This is a genomic window from Micromonospora sp. MH99 (genome assembly GCF_021442385.1).
GTDB lineage: Bacteria > Actinomycetota > Actinomycetes > Mycobacteriales > Micromonosporaceae > Micromonospora.
On the sequence record NZ_MUZA01000009.1, the window covers coordinates 36,068 to 50,634 of the forward strand.

The window sequence follows — 14,567 nt, forward strand, 5'->3', positions numbered from 1 at the left end:
GGCCGCGCGGGACGGCGCGGCGATCGGCGGCACAGGACGGCGGCCCCGGTACGGCGCGGGACGGCGGCACAGGACGGCAGCGCGAGACGGCGGGACGGCGGGACGGCGGGACGGGACGGCGGGACGGCGGGACGGCGGGACGGGACGGCGGGGCGGGGGGTTGTCACCGCCGAAGAGCTGCACCAACTGGCCGAACGCCTCGTCGTAGAGGGCCCGGCCGGCGTCCGCCTCGCTCTCGGTGGCCTGCCGGCTCAGCGCCAGGTTGACCGAGGCCGAGAGCGTGTCCGGGTGCTCGGCGCCCAGCGCCCGGGTCAGCTCCACGTACGCGGTGGTGTCCAGCAGCAACGCGTTGTCGCCGTCGCCGAGGGCGAACAGGTCGTTGGCCAGGTTGAGGGTGGCCAGCAGGGTGTGCGGGTGCCGCTCGCCGAGGTTGGTCAGCAACTGGTCACGGACCCGCTGGGACAGTTCGCGGGCCTGGGTGTGGTCGCCCTGCTTGCGCAGCAGCACGCCGAGGTTGTTCAGGCAGGCCAGGGTGATGGCGTGCGACTCGCCAAGCACCTCGTTGTAGCCGTCGCGCAGGCGGCGTGCCACCCGCAGGGCGGTCTGGTTGTCGCCCACCGCCGACCAGGTGGTGGCCAGGGCCATCTCGGCGGAGAGCGTGTCGGCGTGCTCACCGCCGAGGGTGCGCTGGTAGCGGACCACGGTGCGTTCGATCAGCCGGTGCGCGTCGGCGAAGCGCCCGAGCTGCCGCAGGGTCAGCGCCAACTCCTTCGCCGTCCGCAGGGTCTCCGGATGGTCCGCGCCGATCACCTTCTGCTGAGTGGCGTAGGTGCGTTGCAGGACACTGTGCGACCGCCACAGCTCGCCGGTGTCGCGCAGGCCGCGGCCGTAGTTGCTGGCCGAGGCGAGGGTGGAGGGGTCCTCCTCACCGAAGCGGTCCCGCCGCCGCTCGTGGATGTGCTGGTCGAGTGCGGCGGCGCCGCGGAAGTCGCCGACCAGGCGCAGCGACACGGCGAGGTTGTTCTCCGCGGTCAGCGTACGACCGCTGTCGTCGCCGAAGCTGCGTACGCTCAGCTCCAGGGTGCGCCGGTCCTGTGCCTCGGCCTCGTGGTACAGGCCCTGGGCGCGCAGGTCCGCACCGAGGCTGCGGGCCGTCATCAGGGTGTAGAGGTGCTCCTCGCCGAAGATCCGCCGCTGCCGGTCGTAGACGTCCCGGTCGATCTCGTACGCCCGGTCGAAGTGGCTCTGCGCGCGTAGGACGTTCGCCAGGTGGAAGCGCATCCGCAGCGTGGTGGGGTCGTCCTCGTCGGTGTCGCGCCACGCGGACAGCGACTCCTCGGCCAGCGCGCGGCTGGTGTCGTAGTCACCCCTGCGGTAGAGGTAGCGCACGATGTCCACGACCAGCTGCCGGGCCTCGTCCATCGTGGACAGGTGCAGGCCGCTGGGGCGTACGTGCGGCCACAGCTCGGCGTACCGCGGCCAGTTGACCGGCTTGTCGGGGTCGCGCGGGCTGGCGGCGGCGAGCAGCAGTTGCGCCTCCCGGCGGGCCTGGTCGGGGTCGTCCAACTGGTCCTGGATGACGAGCTGCACCAGCCGGTGGATCCGCACCGAGTTGTTCTCCGCGTCGACCTGGGCCAGGCCGTAGCGGCCCAGTTCGGCGGTGACCAGACCCTGCAGGATCGGGTCGGTGAGCGTCGGGTCGATCGGGGCCATGAAGCTGGCGAAGCGGTCGCCGGTGAGCATCGCGACCGGGATCGGCTCCGGCGCGTAGAACGAGCACAGCTCCAGCAGCCGGGCCGCCGCCGGTTTCTCCTCGCGCAACTGGCCGAGGGTGAACAGCCAGGTCGCGGCGAGCGCCTTGGAGTAGCCGGCGGACTGCCGGCCGTCGAGGATGCGCAGCAGGCCGGGGGTGTCCAGCGAACTAAGGTACTTTTCGACCTGCATGGCGCTGGCCCGCAGGTACGCTGCGCCCTGCTCGACGGCGAGCGGCAGGTCGCCCAGCTTCTCGGCTACCTGCGCGGCCTCGGCGTCGGTGAGCCCGCGGACCCGGTCGCGCAGCAGTTGGACGCTCTCGGCGCGGTCGAACACGGTCAGCTCGGTAGCGGTGGCATACTCGCTCCAGCTCTGGTCGCGGGTCGTGAGCAGGACGTGGCCGGGCCCCTGCGGCAGCAGCGCCCGGGTGGCGCGGGTGGGCTTGTCGGCGTTGTCCAGGACGATCAGCCAGCGCCGGTCGGGCCCGGCGCGGCGCAGCGTGTCGAGCACCCGGCGGGCCGCCTCGGCGCCGCCGCCCGTGCCCAGCCCCATCGCCTGGCCGAGGTCGGCCAGACCGCCGCGGATCCGGTCCTCGCTGTCCGCCGGGATCCACCAGACCAGGTCGTAGTCGCGGCCGAAGCGCAGCGCGTACTCGGCGGCGAGCTGTGTCTTGCCGACGCCGCCGAGGCCGTGCACGACCTGGGTGGCCGAATCCGGCGAGGTGGTGAGGCGGTCGCGCAGCGCCTCCAACTGCGCGGCGCGGCCGACGAACGGCGTGCCGTGCTGGCGGACGTTGGAGATCGCCGGGAACGGGCCGGGGAACCGGCCGACCGCGCGGCCGCCGGCCGTGACCGTCGCCGTTCCCGCCGCCTCCAGCAGCCGGGTCCGTGCCGTGGACGGGTCGCTGTCGGTGAGGTCGACCGGGCTGTGCTCGCTGTACGGGGCGGTCAGCCGCGACTCGTCGACCCGCAGCGGCACCAGCACTCCCCCGCCGCCGAGCTGGTCGCGACCGGTGGCGCTCTTCCACACCTCACCCGCGAGGGGGGTGCTCGCGTAGTGCCGCGTGAGCACGGCCAGCACCCGGCTGGCACCGCTGACCGCCCGGTCGAACTCGGCCCGTCCGCCGGCGAGCAGCGGCACGTCCAGCGCGCGCCGGTCCACCCGCAACCCGGCGTCCTCCAACTGGTCGGTGATCCACTCGGCCCAGAGCCGGTCGGCGGAGGCGTAGCTGAGCAGCACAGCCTGCTCGGCGGTGAGCCGGCTCCGTTCGAACTCGGCCAGCGAGCGGCGACGGTCCGACTCGCCGATCGGGTGCAGCTGGGTGATCCTCCCGTCGGTGATCACCGAGGCGAGCTGCTCGTACGCGGCCAGCAGGGTGCCGACCTGCTCGGGCCGGTCGCCGAACGCGGCGAGGATCTCCTCGTACGCGTAGAAGGTGCGGTACGGCACCTCGATGGTGTTCCAGTAGCGGGCGGCCGCCGCGTCGGAGAGGTGGTCCAGGAACGGGGCGAACTCGGCGCGGACCAGGTCCCGGCCGGTCTCCAGCTTGCGCAGCTCGGCGTCCTCCACACGCATCGGCACCGGCAGCAGCAGCGGCGGGTCGTCCGGGCGCTGGCTGCGGATGGACCGGGCCACCGCCGCCGCGCCGCGGATGCTCTGGGTGGACATGGTGAAGCAGTTGACGACCAGGTCGGGCAGTTGGACGGTACAGATGCCGGCGACGTCGCTGAGACCGGTGCGGCTGTCGATCAGCACCACGTCGTACTCGGTGCGCATCTGCGCCCGGACCGCGTCGATGAACGACGCGCCGCCCTGGCGCTCGTAGAAGTTGGCCCAGTCGAAGGTGCTCACCAGCCGCGAGTACGCCGAGTCCTGCTGCCCGGCGGCCACGAAGTCGATCACGCCGCCGTGGCTGAAGTCCCAGTTCAGCGAGACCGCACGGCGTTGGATCTTGGCGTGACCGGTGAGGAGTTCCTGGGAGTCCTCGTCACGGTTGCGCTGCATCGTGGCGATCGAGTAATCCCAGATCATCTCGATGACGCCGGGGGTGGCGCGTAACTCCTTGTCGCGCAGGAACGGGTGGAAGTAGCGGTGCAGGCCCGGAGACTCCAGGTCCCAGTCGACGACCAGCACCTGCAACCCCTGGCTGGCCAGGATCCAGGCCACGTTGGCCAGCGCCATCGTGCGGCCGGTGCCGCCCTTGTACGAGTAGAAGGTCACGATCTGGCCGCGTGCCGTCTCGTTCACCGCCATGGCGTGCCTCCCCTAGGGACCTTCGAGGATCGGGCGCAGACCGGAGCCGTCGGTGGGCGGCTCCTGGTAGACCGTGCCCGTGCGGTAGATCCGGCCCTGCTCGACCACCAGCACGTCCTCCAGTTCCTCCTGGAAGCGTGCGGAGGTCGCGATCTCGGTGCGCCACACGTCGCGGGTGTTGTGCAGCACGTGATGCGGGAGCACCCGGGCCAGGGTGTCCCACATCTTGCGGTTGCCGCCGGCGGCCGCGTCGTCGGCGGCCGTCCACGGCACCAGCACCGGCGCCCGTGGCGAGTCCACGTCCCGGTCGTAGCCGATCAGGCTGACCTGGTAGCGCGGCAGGTCGGCCGACCAGACGTCGACCACCAGCACGACGATCTGGTTGTGCGCCCGCGCCCACTCCCGGACCGCCGCCAGCTCCTCGGCGTCCTCCACCGTCCAGCCGTAGCTCTTGGTGGTGGCGATGGCCCCGGCCCAGCTGCCGATCGGCACCTCGAGCTCGGGTCGGTACGGCCGCCAGTCCCGCGAGACCGCGCCGTAGCGCTCCTCGGCGCCGGGCCGGCTGCCGGCCAGCTCGGCGGAGCTGCCGGCGACCAGCACGATGTGCACGTGCCGGGCGCTGGTGGCCCGCTGCACAGTCGTCGACACGCTCGGGCCGTGGTGCGCCTGCGGCCGCGTCGGCCGGTCGAAGGCACTTGTCACCTTGGACAGCACGGGACGCTGCGCCGGCCGGTGCAGGGTGTGGTCGCGGGCGGTCTGCACGATGTGCCGGGCGAGGGCGTCGACGAAGTCCTTGTAGTCGTCCTCGTGCCGTTTGCGCTGCTTGAGGGTGAGCAGGCCGTCCTGGGCGTAGGCGGTGCCGGTGTGGAAGTTGCGGTACTGGAAGCCGGCGACCGCCTTGGGCAGCCGGTCGCACGGGAGCCACTGCACCGGCACGATCGCGGGTGGACGGACGCGGAACTGCCGCTCGTGCTCGTCGATCCGGTCGACGAAGACCTGGAACTCCCGGCCGCAGTAGTCGCTGACGACGTACCGGGGCGAGGTGAGCGCGATGAGGCAGGCGCTGGTGGACAACGCGTCGGACAGGGTGTCCGGCCAGGTGCTGCCGAGTGGGATGTGCCCGTCGATGAACCCTGCCTCGTCCCAGTGCAGGGCGGCCAGCCCGGCGACGGCCTCACTGAGATCGACGAAGAACTCGTGGATCTGGCTGTTGCGGTTGTCCTCCTGGGCGTAACTCAGGAAAAAGAGTGGCACGCCCGCCTCCGCTCACGGGTTCCACGACCGGTAGGCACAGTATAGGACCGTCGATGCCACCTCACCCGGGCCGCGATCATCGCCGCTGGCCCGCGCAGAGTCATATGCCCGACGCTTTGGGGTAGACCGTGGCCGTGTCCGAGGGCATCCGGGTGGTCGTGGTCGGCGCCGGCTTCTCCGGTCTCGCCGCCGCTGCGGCGCTGCACCGGGCCGGGGCGCGCGTGCGGGTGCTGGAGGCCCGGGACCGCGTCGGCGGGCGGGTGCTGACCCGGTGGCTGCCCGACGGCACGCAACTCGACCTGGGCGCCCAGTGGATCGGCCCGACCCAGGACCGGATGTACGCGCTGGTCGCCGAGCACGGCCTGGTCACCTTCGCCTCGGCGGCGGTCGGCGCGTCCACAGTGCTGTGGGCCGGCGAACGGCGACCCGATCCGCCGGCGCAGGTGGCCCGGGTGCTCGGGCTGCTCGACGAGTACGCCTCCGTCCTGGACCCGGCCGAGCCGTGGCGGGCGCCGGAGGCCGCGCGGTGGGACGCGACGACGCTCGGCGGTTGGCTGCGCGCCGCGGCCGGGGACGCCGACACGGCCGACTACCTGGGGCGGCTGCTGGCCGGCGGGTTGCTGGCCACCGGCGCGGACGAGGTGTCCCTGCTGCACCTGCTGTTCTACCTGCGCAGCGCGGGCGGCACCGGGCCACTGCTGGGCATGGCCGGCGGCGCGCAGCAGGACCGGATCGTGGGCGGCCCACCGGCGTTGGCCGAGCGGATGGCGGCCGGGTTGCCGCCGGAGACGCTGCGGCTGGGCGTCGCGGTGCGCACGATCCGGCAGGACGCCGACGGGGTGACGGTGTGCACCGACGACGGGCGCGTCGACGGCGACGCCGTGGTGGTCGCGCTGGCGCCGGCGCTGGCCGGGCGGATCCGGTACGACCCGCCGCTGCCGGCGGTGCGCGACGGCCTGACGCAGCGGATGCCGATGGGGTCGGCGTGGAAGGTGCACGCCGTGTACGCCGAGCCGTTCTGGCGTGCCGACGGGCGCTCCGGCGTGTCCACCAGCAGCGCCGGACCGCTCACCGAGACGGTGGACAACTCCACCCCGACCTCGCCGCGCGGAGTGCTGACCGGGTTCAGCTATGCCGGCGACGCCGCCGCGCTGCGGGAGATGTCCCCGGCGCGACGGCGCGAGTGCGTGCTGGACGCGTTCGCCGCCGTGGTCGGGCCGGGCGCGGCGGATCCGGTGGCGCTGGTGGAGTACGACTGGTCGGCCGACGAGTGGACGCGGGGCTGCTTCGGCGGCGTGCTGACTCCGGGGGCGTGGCGCACGTACGGGCCGCGGCTGCGCGCGCCGGTCGGGCGGGTGCACTGGGCGGGCACCGAGACGGCGACCCGCTGGGCCGGCTACCTGGAGGGGGCGGTACGCGCCGGTGAGCGCGCGGCGGCCGAGGTGCTGGCGTACCGAGGCAGGACCGTGGCCGGCCCGGTCTTCGGCGGGACCGGGCCGGCTCGGCCCTGGGTGCCACCCGCGCCGGCCCGATCGCTCGTGCGAGCGGGCCGGCGCGGGCGCCCCGGTCAGGGGTAGGTGGTCAGGTACACCGTCTGGTTGGCCGCGTTCGCGGTGCCACCGGCGTTGTTGATCACCCGGTTGATGGTGCCGACGCCACCGAGCGAGACGGTGACCATGTTGGTGAATCGCACGTTCGGGTTGACGGGCACCTCGAAGGAGTGCTCCTCGACCACCGCGGGGTTGACGTTGAAGTAGCTGTAACTTCCGAGCCCCCACGCCCCGTGGCTGGTTACCGAATCGGCGACCTTGTACGCGGCGTAGCCCCGGGTCGAACCGTTCATCCAGGCCGCCTGGTTGGGCACGTCGTACGGCAGCTCGTTCTGGTAGAAGTACGTCCGGCCGCCGTTGCCGTTCCAGACGGTCTGGTACTTCTGGTAGTGCTCGACGAAGAGGCCGTACATGGTGACGTTGTCGCCGTTGACGGTCAGCCCGGTGTCGGCGGTGTTCAACGTCCACCCGGTCGGTACGCCGCTGGCGGCGTGGTCGGCCCGCCACAGCCACATGTGGTCACCGATCACGTTGTCGCTGTTGACGGTCAGCGTGTTGGTGGCCTTGCCGACGTGCGGGCCGCCGATGCGGAAGAACACGTCGTGCAGCGAGGTCGGGTTGCTGGCGTGGCTCGCCGCCGAGCCGGACGGCCCGACCTCCATGAGCACCGGCGAGTTGGTCGTACCGGCCTCGAACATCAGGCCGGCGACCTTGACGCCGTCCACATCGGCCACCCGCATGCCCACGCTGCCGTTGTCGGCCTGGATGGTGGCCAGGCCGAGACCGAGCACGACCGTGTCGGCCCGGTTGACCTGGATCGGCTCGGTCACGTGGTGCACGCCCGGGGTGAACAGCAGGTGCCGGCCCTGGGCGAGGGCGGCGTTGATGGTGGCCGCGCTGGTGCCGGGCTGCACGACGAAGAACTGCGACAGCGAGATCGACGAGCCGGCCGGGGTCTTGTTGTACCAGCTGGTGCCGGTCGAGTTGGTCCGCAGCGCGGGCACGAAGACCCGGTACTCACCGGAGCCGTCGACGTACAGGAACGGCTTCTCCCGCACCTGCGGGGTCTGCGCGATGACGGTGTGCGACGGGTTGGGGAAGCTCGGCGCCGGTGCGCCGTTGACGCCCTGGAAGACCATGTTCCACACCGAGCCGGTCCAGCCGTTGCCGAACTCGCTGTTGCGGGAGTACCACTGCTGCTGCGAGCCGGAGACGACCAGGCCGTCGATGCGGGTGTCGGCCAGCAGGCCGCCGCTGGACCAGCCGTCGCCGCCGTTCCAGAGCTGGATCTGGTTCTGCGCGCCGCGCAGGTGCATCCGCCGGTACGGCGCGGCCTGCGACACCGCCCAGCGCTCCACGGTCTGCCCGGCGGGCAGGGTGACCGAGAGGTTCTCCGCGGCCCGCCAGAAGTTCTGGGTGGCGTTGCCGCCCATCCAGAACGCCTCGGTGCGGACGTGGCCGTTGAGGTTGACGTCGTCGGGGCTCATGCCGAGCCCGGCGACCTGGGTGAAGAAGCCGAGGTTGACGTCGGCGGTGTAGGTGCCCGGCTTGAACAGCACGGCGTAGCGCTGCGGGCCGAACTGGTTGGTCTCCTGCTGGGTGAAGAGGGTGTTCAGTCGACTCTGGATCGTCGACGTCGGCGTGCCCGGGTCGAAGACGTACGTGTTCGGCCCGAGGTTGGGGTTGTACGGGTCGGTGGTGCCGACCGGGGGTTCGGTGGTGCCGCCGCCGGTCGTGTTCACCGCCAGCTCCCAGAGCGAGTAGCCGTAGGCGGTGCCCCGGGCCGTGCCGTACACCCGCAGGTAGCGACCGCTGCCGGTGACGGTCAGGCTCTGCGTGCCACCGGTGGCCGTCGTGGTCGAGTAGATGGTGGTCCAGGTGGACCCGTCCGCGGAGGTCTGGAGCTGGAAGGCCCGGGCGTACGCGGCCTCCCAGGTGAGCGTCACCCGGCAGATCGTGCGGGTGCTGCCGAGGTCGACGCGCAGCCACTGCGGGTCGCTGGCGGCGCTGGCCCAACGGGTGCCGGTGTTGCCGTCGACGGCGGCGGACGCCGGGGTGCCGGCGTTCTCCGTGGACGAGGCGGTCACCGGGCTGCCCTGCGCCACGTTGGCGCTGCCGCAGGTGGACGTGTCACCGCCGGTCTCGCCGTAGACCTGGAACTCCCAGAGCGAGTAGCCGTAGCCGGTGCCCCGGGCGGTGCCGTACATCCGCACGTACCGGCCGGCGCCGGTGACGGTCAGGTTCTGGGTGCCGCCCGCGCCGGTGGTGGTCGAGTAGATCGTGGTCCAGGTGGCGGCGTCGTCCGAGGTCTGGAGCTGGAAGGCGCGGCCGTAGGCGCCCTCCCAGAGCAGGTTGACCTGGCTGATGGTGGCCCGCGCGCCCAGGTCGACCTGGAGCCACTGGGGGTCGCTGAAGGCGCTGGCCCAGCGGGTGCCGGTGTTGCCGTCGACAGCTGCCGACGCGGGGGTGCCGGCGTTCTCGGTGGACGAGGCAGTCGCCGGGCGTCCCTGCGACAGCAGGGTGGGCGCGGCCTGCGCGCCGGTGCTGGCCACGGCCGGGGTCAGGGCCGCCACCAGGGCCACGACGACACCGGTGAGGAGGTGCCGAACGGTCCGCCGCCGGGGACGCGGGCGTACGGATGTAGCACGAGATGTCATGACATCGCCTGTCGATAGGGCGTTACGGACGCCAGAGGGTGGGGATCGGTGTTCGCCCGTGGTGCCGTGGGTGGAGCCGCCGATGCGACGCCGCGGGGAGGAGAGCGCTCTCGTAGGAGTGTTGCGGCGAGATTGCGACGGCGTCAAGACATCGATCTATAACTTCGTTATTTATCCCGAGGATCAGGTTTTGTGTAATTCCCACCCCCGCCCACCGTCCCGCCCCCCGCAACCCCGCCCCGACCACTCCCGGTAACTCCCGGTGGCCGCTCCCGGTGGCCGCTCCCGGTGATCAAGAGGTTCGGGTCAAAAATCGCGCCCCGGATGACGCAAACCTCTTGATCACCGGCGCGGAAGGGCCCGGCGCGGAAGGGCCCGGCGCGGAAGGGCCCGGCGCGGAGGGAGGGGCACTGAAGGGCCCGGCGAGGAAGGGGCGGGCGAGGAAGGGGCGGGTTGGGCGGTCAGGCGTGGCGGACGCCGCCTTCGGTGAGGAAGCGGGCGATCGGGAGGGTCGCCGCGCCCAGCGCCACCGCGTCCACGCCGAGCCGGCACAGCTCGATCGACGCCTGCTCGTACGGCTGACGCAGCGCCTGCCGACCGGCGGCCTCGCGCACGGCCGACAGCAGGTCGCCCAGCGCCATCGCCGCCCAGCCGCCAAGGACGACCCGCTCCGGGTTGAAGAGGTTGATCAGGTTGGCCACCCCCGCGCCGAGGTAGCCGGCGGTGTCGTTCAGCACCCGGCGGGCGGTGGCCGACGAATCGGCGGCGCTGACCAGCGCGGCGAGCTGCGACTCCTCGTCCTCGCCCGGCACGGCGCGACCCCGACGCGCCTCTCGGTAGCGGTCGATGATCGCCTCCGCCCCCACGTACGCCTCCAGGCAGCCGCGCGCGCCGCACCGGCAGGCCCGGCCGCCGTACACCAGGGTGGTGTGCCCCCACTCCCCCGCGCTGCTGGACGCTCCCCGGTAGGTGGCACCGTTGGTCACCACTGCCGCGCCCACGCCGGAGCCGACCAGGGCGAAGACGGCGTGCCGGGCGCCGCGCCCGGCCCCGAACCACATCTCGGCCTGGCCGAGGGTCTTCGCGCCGTTGTCGATGTGCAGCGGCAGGTCGGTGCCGGCGCCGATGAGCCGCTCCAGCGGCACCCGGTCCCAGCCGAGAGCCTGGGCGTGCACGACGGCCTCGACGCCCTGCTCGACGACGCCGGAGACGCCGATCCCGACGCCGAGCACGTCGGCGGTGGCCACCCGGGCCTTGCCGGTGACCACCTCGATGCCAGCCAGCACGTGCCCGGCCACCACGTCGGGCTCGGTGCGCGCCGGGTCGAGCGGGTACTCGATGCTGGCGAGCAGGGTCATCGCGAAGTCGAACAGCTCCACCCGGACCCGGGTCTCGCCGACGTCCACGCCGATCACGAAGGCGTACCGGGGGGCGACGCGCAGCAGCATGCTGGGACGGCCGCCGTCGGACTCGGCGGCGCCGGCCTCGGCGACGATGCCCTCGTCGATCAGGTCGGCCACCACGTTGCTCACCGCCGGCTGGCTCAGCCCGGTGCTGCGCACCAGGTCCTGCCGGGTGAGCGGAGCGTCGAGGAAGAGCTTCGTCAGCAGGGCGGACCGGTTGCGCAGCCGGACGCTCCGGTTGGTGGCACGCGCCAGCTCCACTCGTCACCTCGTTCCCGTCGGCCGTTGGTGGCGACTGTAACCGCACCGTGCTTGACGACCCACCTGCCAGCAACTTTAATGACGACATTCATTAAGCCGTGATGTAACTCCGGGAAACGCCGACGGACCCCCGACGGCGCATCCGGAGAAACCCCGTCCGCAGCCGGCAACCGTCGCCGCACCCCTATCGACGACGGCGGTCGGCGGACCCCCACCACGCACCGGAAGGGCTGACCGTGTCGAGACGACACCTCGGGATATTCACCGCCGCCGTACTGGCCGCCGCATCGCTGACCGCCTGCGGCGGCTCCGGCGACGACTCCGCCGCATCACCCAAGACCCTCACCTACTGGGCCAGCAACCAGGGCGCCAGCCTGGAGGTCGACAAGACCACCCTCCAGCCGGAGCTGGACAAGTTCGAGAAGCAGTCCGGCATCAAGGTCAACCTCGAGGTCGTCCCCTGGTCGGACCTGCTCAACCGGCTGCTCGCCGCCGCCGCCTCGGGCAAGGGCCCGGACGTGGTGAACATCGGCAACACCTGGTCGGCGTCGTTGCAGGCCACCGGCGCGCTCGTCGAGTTCGACGACGCCACCCTGCAGGCCGTGGGCGGCAAGGACCGGATCGTGCCCGCCGCGCTCGCCGCCGCCGGCGCCCCCGGCAAGCCGCCGGCCGCCGTGCCGCTCTACAGCATGGCGTACAGCCTGTACTACAACAAGAAGGCGTTCGCCGACGCCGGCATCACCGCCCCGCCGACCACCTGGGAGCAGGTCTCCGAGTACGGCAAGAAGCTCACCAAGGGCGGCAAGTGGGGCCTGGCGATCGAGGGCGCCAACCCGTCGGAGAACGCGCACCACGCGTTCACCTTCAGCCAGCAGTACGGCGGCGAGTGGTTCGACTCGGCCGGCAAGCCGACCTTCGACACCCCGCAGAACGTCTCGGCCATCAAGCGCTACATCGACTTCATGGCCGCCGACAAGATCACCAACCCGAGCAACGCCGAGTACGCGCAGAACCAGTCGGTCTCCGACTTCGCCAACGGCAAGGCCGCCATGCTGCTCTGGCAGTCCGCCGGCTCGAACCTCAAGACGCAGAACATGCCCGCCGACGCGTACGGGGTGGCCCCGGTGCCGTTCCTGGCCAGCCCGCCGGCCGGCGGCAAGAAGGTCAACAGCATGGTCGCCGGCATCAACATGGCGGTCTTCAAGCACACCAAGAACAAGGACGGCGCGCTGAGCTTCGTCAAGTTCATGACCAGCGACGAGGAGCAGACGATCCTCAACAAGACGTACGGGTCGCTGCCGGCGGTCAAGACCGCCGCCTCCGACCCGGCGTTCAGCGCCCCGGAGCAGAAGAGCATCCAGGAGACGCTCGTCACCACCGCCGCCCCGCTGCCGCAGGTGCCCGACGAGAGCACCTTCGAGACCCTGGTCGGCACCGCGATGAAGGAGCTGTTCGCCGACGCGGCGAGCGGCAAGCCGGTCACCGAGGCATCGGTGAAGGCGAAGCTGACCGACGCGCAGCAGAAGATGCGCTGACCCACGCAGCGCCGGTGGCCGTGGTCGGGCGACGAGCCCGACCACGGCCACCGCCTCCGAGAGGACCCCGATGGCAACCAGCACCACCGCGCCGGACGCCGACCGGCGCGTACCCCGGGCCGGGTCACCCGCCCGGGGGGCCGCCCGCCGGCCGCGCGGCCCGCGCCGTTCCCTCCTGCCGTACCTGCTGCTCGCCCCGGCCATCGTGCTGGAACTCGCCGTCCACGTGATCCCGATGGTGGTCGGGGTCTGGATGAGCCTGCTGGAGCTGACCCAGTTCCACATCCGGGACTGGTCCACCGCGCCCTTCGTCGGGCTGGAGAACTACCGGGCCACGCTCGATCTGAACTCCGCCGCCGGCAAGGAGCTGCTGCACTCGTTCTGGGTGACCCTGATCTACAGCGTGCTCTCGGTCGGGTTCGCCTGGCTGCTCGGCATCGCGGCGGCCGTCGTGCTCCAGAAGCCGTTTCGCGGGCGGGCCATCCTGCGGGCGCTGTTCCTCACCCCGTACGCCCTGCCGGTCTACACCGCCGTGATCACCTGGAGCTTCCTGCTGCAGCGCGACACCGGCCTGGTCAACCACGTGCTCGTCGACCAGCTCGGGCTGCTCAACGAGCGCCCGTTCTGGCTGATCGGCGACAACAGCTTCTGGTCGCTGCTGGTGGTGTCGGTCTGGCGCAACTGGCCGTTCGCGTTCCTGTGCCTGATGGCCGGCCTGCAGAACGTGCCGGGCGAGCTGTACGAGGCCGCCGCGATCGACGGCGCGGGGTTCTGGCGCCGGCTGCGCTCGGTCACCCTGCCCATGCTGCGGCCGGTGAACCTGGTGCTGCTGCTGGTGCTGTTCCTGTGGACGTTCAACGACTTCAACACCCCGTACGTCCTCTTCGGCGGCTCCGCGCCCGAACAGGCCGACCTGATCTCCATCCACATCTACCGCAGCTCCTTCAAGACCTGGGACTTCGGGTCGGGCTCGGCGATGTCGGTGGCGCTGCTGCTGTTCCTGCTGGTCGTCTCGGCCGCGTACCTGCTGATCACCAACCGCCGGAGGGACGACCATGCGTGAGACCGCAGGTGAGCGCTGGGGCCGGCGCATCGTGCTGACCCTGCTCACCCTCTTCGTCGTCATTCCGCTCTACGTGATGGTCACCTCGGCGGCCAAGCCACTGCGGGACGTGCAGAACGGGTTCACCTGGTTGCCCAGCCGGCCCACCCTGCAACCGTTCGTCGACATGTGGAGCACCGTGCCGCTGGCCCGCTACCTGGTCAACAGCCTGGTGGTGTCGAGCGTCGCGGCGGTCTGCTCGGTGGCCGTGGCGATCTTCGCGGCGTTCGCCGTCAGCCGGTACCGCTTCCGCGGCCGGGGCGTCTTCTCGGTGACTGTGCTGTCCACGCAGATGTTCCCCGGCATCCTGTTCCTGCTGCCGCTGTTCCTCATCTACGTCAACCTGGGCAACGCCACGGGCATCGAGCTGTACGCCAGCCGCACCGGCCTGATCATCACGTACCTGACCTTCTCGCTGCCGTTCTCGATCTGGATGCTGGTCGGCTACTTCGACTCGATCCCGCGCGGGCTGGACGAGGCGGCGCAGGTCGACGGGGCCGGGCCGCTGCGCATCCTGTTCCGGGTCATCCTGCCGGCCGCCGTGCCCGGCGTGGTCGCGGTGACCGTGTACGCGTTCATGACCGCCTGGGGTGAGGTGCTGTTCGCCTCCGTGATGACCGACGAGGGCAGCCGCACCCTGGCCGTGGGCCTGCAGGGCTACTCCACCCAGTTCAACGTCTACTGGAACCAGATCATGGCCGCCTCGCTGGTGGTCAGCATCCCGGTCGTCGCCGGGTTCCTGGCCCTGCAGCGGTATTTCGTCGCCGGCCTCACCGCCGGCGCCGTCAAGTGAGTCACCC

At 71.7% G+C, this 14,567-nt stretch carries 7 protein-coding genes and 1 pseudogene; 4 read left to right on the plus strand and 4 right to left on the minus strand.

What is annotated here, in order from left to right:
* Positions 1-207: 207 nt before the first annotated feature.
* Together fxsT and B0E54_RS07160 are read right to left on the minus strand one after the other, a co-directional pair.
* Positions 208-4,005: pseudogene (gene fxsT / locus B0E54_RS07155) on the minus strand (FxSxx-COOH system tetratricopeptide repeat protein); the annotation flags it as partial.
* Between the two features lie 12 nt (positions 4,006-4,017).
* Positions 4,018-5,259, minus strand: coding sequence for a TIR-like protein FxsC (locus B0E54_RS07160; protein WP_234582469.1), 1,242 nt, complete (start codon positions 5,257-5,259; stop codon positions 4,018-4,020).
* A gap of 134 nt (positions 5,260-5,393) precedes the next feature.
* On the opposite strand from B0E54_RS07160, the gene B0E54_RS07165 reads away from it, so the two are divergent.
* Positions 5,394-6,836 (plus strand): FAD-dependent oxidoreductase, encoded by a 1,443-nt coding sequence (locus B0E54_RS07165; protein ID WP_234582470.1) that lies wholly within the window; start codon positions 5,394-5,396, stop codon positions 6,834-6,836.
* Here B0E54_RS07165 and B0E54_RS07170 read toward each other — a convergent pair.
* Positions 6,827-9,466: a discoidin domain-containing protein gene (locus B0E54_RS07170; RefSeq protein WP_234582471.1), complete on the minus strand. Its 2,640-nt coding sequence runs from the start codon at positions 9,464-9,466 to the stop codon at positions 6,827-6,829. The two genes, B0E54_RS07165 and B0E54_RS07170, sit on opposite strands and share 10 nt — an antisense overlap.
* A gap of 461 nt (positions 9,467-9,927) precedes the next feature.
* Complete coding sequence (locus B0E54_RS07175) at positions 9,928-11,130, minus strand: ROK family transcriptional regulator (RefSeq protein WP_234582472.1); 1,203 nt, start codon at positions 11,128-11,130, stop codon at positions 9,928-9,930.
* A gap of 236 nt (positions 11,131-11,366) precedes the next feature.
* Here B0E54_RS07175 and B0E54_RS07180 point away from each other — a divergent pair, with 236 nt between their 5' ends.
* The 3 genes from B0E54_RS07180 (at position 11,367) to B0E54_RS07190 (ending at position 14,560) form a co-directional block, all read left to right on the plus strand.
* Positions 11,367-12,665: a sugar ABC transporter substrate-binding protein gene (locus B0E54_RS07180; RefSeq protein WP_234582473.1), complete on the plus strand. Its 1,299-nt coding sequence runs from the start codon at positions 11,367-11,369 to the stop codon at positions 12,663-12,665.
* A 70-nt stretch (positions 12,666-12,735) separates the two neighbouring features.
* A complete protein-coding gene (locus tag B0E54_RS07185) occupies positions 12,736-13,728 on the plus strand; it encodes a carbohydrate ABC transporter permease (RefSeq protein ID WP_234582474.1) in 993 nt (330 codons plus the stop codon).
* A complete protein-coding gene (locus B0E54_RS07190) occupies positions 13,721-14,560 on the plus strand; it encodes a carbohydrate ABC transporter permease (RefSeq protein ID WP_234582475.1) in 840 nt (279 codons plus the stop codon). The genes B0E54_RS07185 and B0E54_RS07190 overlap by 8 nt, the downstream gene beginning before the upstream one ends.
* Positions 14,561-14,567 lie beyond the last annotated feature (7 nt).